Below are 5,565 nucleotides of genomic sequence, written 5' to 3' on the forward strand. Positions count from 1 at the left end.
TCGCGACGGTTCGACGTCACTGCGCCGCCTGCGCCGCCGCCGATCGCGCCACCGATGACGGAGCCGGTGCTGCCACCGACCGCGCCGCCGACCGCTGCGCCGGCAACCCCGCCGAGCGCGCCGCCAAGCGCATTGTTCAGGTCACCGGCCATTGCCGGCAATGCGGTCGCGCCGGTCAGCACGGCGACGACGAGAGTGGGGGCAATTTTCTTCCACATTCCCGTATTCTTCCTTGTTCGCAATCTGGTTATTGAAGGTCCGCTCGATACGACGATCTGAATCGATCGACGTCGAGACCGGCATTGTGCCGAATCCCGGACCAATTCATTTCAATGAGCTTGCGGCGAAGAATAGCACCGGTCGAGCCCCGTTGCAGTCGACATTCTGGTAACAAGTTGTTTACCGAAACAGGACTCGGAAAGGCTTGCCGAAATCGCCGGCAAGGCCCGCCAGTAAAGGCTCCGGCAAGCGGCGACCGGTCGCGGGGACGGTACGGGAAGCGTCGGCGTCGCGGGTTCGGACACAGGTGGCAACACATCGGCGAGCGCCGGAGGATGCCGGCCAGCTTTCCGCCGCCCATCCGACGGCAAACGAGGGTCAATACACGCCCGGAAGCAACCGCCAGGTATGCGCGCAGTACGCGTCGTATTCGGCGCCGAACTGCGCGCGCAGCAGTGCTTCCTCGGAACGGATGCGCGCGACGAGCGGCACCAGCGTCAGCGCGACGAGCAGCAGCCCGACGCCTGAGCGGAACGCGAACGCCCAGCCGAGCGCATTGACGAGCAGGCCGAGATAGCTCGGGTTGCGGATCCTGCGATAGATGCCGTCCGTGACCAGCGTGTGGCCCGGCTGGATCGCGACGAGCCCGCTGAAGCGCTTGCCGAGCACGAACACGGGCCAGATGCGCAGCACCCCGCCGCCGACATACAGCACGACGCCGATCCACCGCACCGTGTCGCCGCCGAAGGTCCACACGTCGAGCCGGTCGGTCAGCGCGGGCAGATAGGCGAGCAGGAACCCGCTGGCCGCGAAGGCCGGAAGCACCCAGCGGTTGTCGCGGTCCTCGCGTTCGCCGGCGCTCAGGTTGCCTTCGGTCAACAACGCCGCGACGGCCAGCGCGAGCGTCGCGACGGCGATGACGATCAGTTGTGGATGCGAACAGAAGGCGGCGAACCCGCCGATGCCGAGCACGGCGAGCCCGAGGTAGACGAGCGTGGAGACGCTCGACACGATTGCGACCTTGCGCGTGACGGCCATGGCTGCCTCGCCGGAGTTGGTTTTCCTGTGAAGTATAGGAACCCGGGCGGCCGATGCGCACGCGCGCCGTCATGCGGCGCGCGGAGCGTTGTTGCGAGAAGCGGCGGCGCGGCGTCGACCGACGCGGCCGATCGACGTGCGGGGCAGCCCCGCGGCGGCCGCCTGGTCAGCGAATGCGGAAGTTGCCGCCGATCCCGACGCTGACCGGCGGTGCGTAATACGCCGGCGCATAGCCGTAATAGGCCGGCGCGGGTGCGTAGCCGTAAGGCGGCGCGACGTAGCAGCCGGACAGGCCGCCGATCAGCGCAAACGTGATGAGAACTTTGTACATGGCTCGATTCCCGGCGAAGAGGACACATTGCATCTCGCGACGGGCGGCACGACGGCACGATCCGACCTTCCTGTCGCTCGATGCGGCAATGCGCGGAGTCTAGCGCCGGGGCCGGCGGGACGAGTTTCGCGAGCGGTTACACGTGTTACGTCGCGTGACCGCTGAAACAGGTGCGTGCGGCGCGACGGCACACCGGCGCTGGCGCCGCCCCGCATGACGAGCCGGGCACGCGTTACACGAAACGTGCGCGGATGCGCTGCGCGACCGATTCGAGCGCGGCCGCGTCGGCGATGTCGCGCGCGTGCAGCCGCAACTCGACGCCTTCCCAGCGCGGGATCACGTGGAAATGCACATGCGGGACCGTCTGGCCGGCCGCCGCGCCGTTGAACTGGCCGATGAACACGCCGTCCGGCCCAAGCGCCGCGCGCACGGCCGCCGCGACGCGCTGCGTCATGCGGATGCCGGCCGCGGCCGCATCGCCGGACAGCTCGAAGATCTGCGCGGCCGGCTCCTTCGGGATCACGAGCACGTGACCGTCGGCCTGCGGCATGAGATCCATGATCGCGAGGGTTGCGTCGTCTTCGGCGACCTTCACGCACGGCAGTTCGCCGCGCAGGATCCTGGCGAACGGGTTGTTGTTGTCGTAGGACATGGCGTTTTCCGATTTTCCGATGGGCGGTTTGACTGGGAACGATGCCGGACGATTATCGGCCGACGGGCGGTCGGATTTCAACTTGCCGGCACGAACCCGCGCGATCGACACATGCGACACATGCGATTCGCACACGCCGGGCAGCATGTCACCTGAGCGACGCCGCCCGGCGTCGTCACCCCGCGCGATTGCCACCGCTTGCCCGAACCTGCGACACTGCCGGATCGTTGCCGGCCGGCACGCCACCGAGGACGCTCGCGCATGACGATCCCCTTCAAATCGCTGATCCTGCGCGGCGTCGCGGTCGCACTCGTCGCCGCGCTCGGCTACACCGGCTACATGCTGTCGCGGCTCGCCCCGATCGCGACGGGCTATGCCGCGAAGGCGCTGTGTTCCGGCGTGTTCGTGTCAGGCCGTCCGGCCGCGTCGGTGATCGACGTCGACATCATGGCCGGCGTGCATCCGCTGCTGAAACTGGTGCGCCCGTCACTCGATCCCGAGCATCATCGCGCGATCGCGACGTTCGCCGGTTTCGCGCGACGCGAGGCGGATTTCCGGCCCGGGCTCGGCTGCACGCTCGCGCTCGGGCCGTCGCCCGGCATGCTGCCGGCCGCGCTGCCGCCCGTCGCCGATCCACCGCCCGCGAACGATGCGGCGCCGCCCGCACCGCCCGCCGGCATCGACACACGCAAGCTGCACACCGCGCTCGACCGCGCGTTCGACGAACCCGATCCGGCGCGGCCGCGGCGCACCCGTGCGGTCGTCGTGATGTGGCGCGGCCACGTGATCGCCGAACGCTATGCGCCCGGCTTCACGGCCGACACGCCGCTGCCCGGCTGGTCGATGACGAAGACCGTGACGGCCGCGCTGGCCGGCGTGCTGGTCGCGCAGCACAAGCTGTCGCCGGATGCGTCGGCGCTGCTGCCCGAATGGCGCGCCAGCGGCGATTCACGCGCGGCGATCACGCTCGACGAGCTGCTGCGGATGACGAGCGGCCTGCAATTCAACGAAGACTACGACGACCCGCTGTCCGACGTCGCCGTGATGCTGTTCACGCAGCCCGACACCGCGCGCTTCGCGTCGGCCAAGCCGCTCGCCGCGCAGCCCGGCACGCAGTGGTACTACTCGAGCGGTACGAGCGCGATCGTCGCGCGCGTGATGCGCGAAGCGCTGGGCGGCACCGAGGCCGACTACCTCGCGTTTCCGCGCCGTGCGCTGTTCGAGCCGCTCGGGATGCGCAGCGCCGTGTTCGAGCCCGATGCGGCCGGCACGCTCGGCAGCCCGTCTTACCTGTATGCGAGTGCGCACGACTGGGCGCGCTTCGGGCAGCTTCTGCTGCAGGACGGGGTGTGGAACGGGCAGCGGCTGCTGCCGGAAGGCTGGGTGCGCTACCTGACGCGTACGACGCCGCAATCGACGCACCAGGAATTCGGCGCGCATCTGTGGGTCAAGGTGCCGGAGCCGTTCAACGATCGCGATCCGCATGCGAGCGCGATGCCCGCCGACGCGTTTCATGCGGTCGGTCATGAAGGCCAGTTCGTGAGCGTGGTGCCGAGCCGCGAGCTGGTGGTCGTGCGGCTCGGGTTGTCGCGGCCGGAATCCGCGTGGAACCACGAGGCGTTTCTCGCGCGCGTGCTCGACGCCGTACCGGCATCCGGCACGTGACGTGACGTGCCGCGGCGCGGCGGCGGCGGTCACACCACCACGCCCGCCCCGCGCGCGACTTGCGATGCGTTACGGGTTCGCGCTGCCCGCGTACTGCTTGAAGCCCTCGCGCGTCGCCAGACGCTCGATGTAGCGCTTCGCCGCCGGGAAGTCCGGATGCTCGAACGGCGTGCCGAACCAGCGGTTCACCGACAGGCCGATCGGAATGTCGGCGAGCGTGAAGTGGTCGCCGGCCACGAACGCGCCGGTCGCTTCGAGCTGCGCGTTCAGCACCTGCATATGCTTCGTCCAGCCCGCGATCGACTGTGCGATCGCCGCTGGGTCCTGGTGCTCGGGCGACTTGCGCACGAGGCCGAGGAACGCGCCGACCCACGAACGGTTCAGGTCCGAGCCCTGCCAGTCGATCCACTGATCGACCCGGGCGCGCGCCTGCGGCTCGGCCGGATAGAGCGCGTCGCCGCCGTAGCGGTTCGCGAGATAGCGGATGATCGTGTTCGACTCCCACAGCACGAAGCCGTCGTCCTTGATGACGGGCACGAGGCCGTTCGGATTCAGCGCGAGATAGGTCGGGTCGTTGGTCGTGCGAAAGCCCGCGCCCCAGTCTTCCTGTTCGAACGGCAGGTTCAGCTCGGTGCACAGCCACAGCACCTTGCGGACGTTGATGGATGGGATCTTGCCGAGGATGCGCAGCATGCTGTCTCCTTGTGAGGTCGGATGCGGAGCGTTCGGGATGCCCGAAACGGCTGGAACGCACTCCCGTCGAATTTATACACGAGCGCGTGGAAATCGACAGGGCCCGCACGCGAAATCGGCGTTTGCGGCCCGGCGCCCTTACATCGGCTTGAGCACCATCAGGAAATAGACCGTCAGCATCGCGAAGAACGCCGGGTAGCCGAGCAGTTCCCAGCGCTTCGCATAGCGCCAGTAGCGCGCCGGCAGCGTGGCCTCGCCGTTCGCATGCGCGAGGTTCGCCAACGCGGCCAGCTCGATCTGCAACCACACGACCGGCAGCCAGCACGCGCCCGCGATCGCGTACAGCACGATCGACGCGACGAGCCACGGCGTATGCCACGGCCAGCCGGCCGTATGCGCGAGCCACAGCCCGGACGCCGGCTGGAAGATCACGGCCGGTGTCGTGAACCACCAGTCCGCGCGCACCACGAGCCGCGACACGGCCGCGATCGCGGGCACCGACCGCGTGCGGTTCGCGAAGAACAGGTAAAACGCGGTGCCGAAGCCCGTGCCGACCATCAGCACCGAGGACAGGATGTGAAGCGCCTTGACGACGAGATAGGTATTCATGGTTGTTCTTCTTCGGAAAACAGGATCAACAGGATCGCGAGAATCGGCACGTTCTTGAGCACGGGGCCGAACGGTTCGGCCAGCAGGCCGGGCATCGTGACCGCGATGACGGCCGAATACACGACGATCAGCCCGCCTTGCGCGGCCCACAGACGGCGTGACGGCGCGGCAACGGTCGCCACCCCTAACGCGAAGTCCAGCGCGCAGGCGGCGTAGAGGGCGATCAGCGCGGGCAGCCCGGTGAGGTGTGCGCGGGCGAGCATCGCAAGGCTGTCGCTCTGCGGGTGGACGAAAGCGCTCACGATGGCCGTCCAGATCCAGACGATCGCAAGCGCGCCGCGCAGCAGCGGCCGCCGCC

The 5,565-nt window shown here is 68.6% G+C and carries 7 protein-coding genes and 1 pseudogene; 1 reads left to right on the top strand and 7 read right to left on the bottom strand.

The features are described from left to right. The 4 genes and pseudogenes from F3J14_RS33105 to F3J14_RS33120 form a co-directional block, all read right to left on the bottom strand. A pseudogene (locus F3J14_RS33105) lies at window positions 1-218 on the bottom strand (hypothetical protein); the annotation flags it as partial. A 379-nt stretch (window positions 219-597) separates the two neighbouring features. Next, complete coding sequence (locus F3J14_RS33110) at window positions 598-1,257, bottom strand: isoprenylcysteine carboxylmethyltransferase family protein (protein WP_166726492.1); 660 nt, start codon at window positions 1,255-1,257, stop codon at window positions 598-600. Window positions 1,258-1,423: 166 nt separating this feature from the next. Continuing rightward, entirely contained in the window at window positions 1,424-1,588 is a 165-nt protein-coding gene (locus F3J14_RS33115; RefSeq protein ID WP_006760791.1) for a hypothetical protein, read from the bottom strand. 232 nt (window positions 1,589-1,820) lie between these two features. Beyond that, window positions 1,821-2,240: an HIT domain-containing protein gene (locus tag F3J14_RS33120; RefSeq protein ID WP_166726493.1), complete on the bottom strand. Its 420-nt coding sequence runs from the start codon at window positions 2,238-2,240 to the stop codon at window positions 1,821-1,823. A 261-nt stretch (window positions 2,241-2,501) separates the two neighbouring features. Here F3J14_RS33120 and F3J14_RS33125 point away from each other — a divergent pair, with 261 nt between their 5' ends. Further along, a complete protein-coding gene (locus F3J14_RS33125) occupies window positions 2,502-3,905 on the top strand; it encodes a serine hydrolase (RefSeq protein ID WP_166726494.1) in 1,404 nt (467 codons plus the stop codon). A gap of 69 nt (window positions 3,906-3,974) precedes the next feature. On the opposite strand, the gene F3J14_RS33130 is transcribed toward F3J14_RS33125, so the two are convergent. The 3 genes from F3J14_RS33130 to F3J14_RS33140 all read right to left on the bottom strand — a co-directional run. Continuing rightward, window positions 3,975-4,598 (bottom strand): glutathione S-transferase, encoded by a 624-nt coding sequence (locus F3J14_RS33130; RefSeq protein WP_166726495.1) that lies wholly within the window; start codon window positions 4,596-4,598, stop codon window positions 3,975-3,977. Between the two features lie 138 nt (window positions 4,599-4,736). Beyond that, window positions 4,737-5,207 (bottom strand): DUF2269 domain-containing protein, encoded by a 471-nt coding sequence (locus F3J14_RS33135; RefSeq protein WP_166726496.1) that lies wholly within the window; start codon window positions 5,205-5,207, stop codon window positions 4,737-4,739. Then, window positions 5,204-5,565: DoxX-like family protein (locus F3J14_RS33140; protein WP_211080425.1), on the bottom strand; the 362-nt coding region annotated here is incomplete at its 5' end. The genes F3J14_RS33140 and F3J14_RS33135, both read right to left, overlap by 4 nt.

This window comes from Burkholderia sp. Tr-862, from assembly GCF_011753085.1.
GTDB lineage: Bacteria > Pseudomonadota > Gammaproteobacteria > Burkholderiales > Burkholderiaceae > Burkholderia > Burkholderia ambifaria.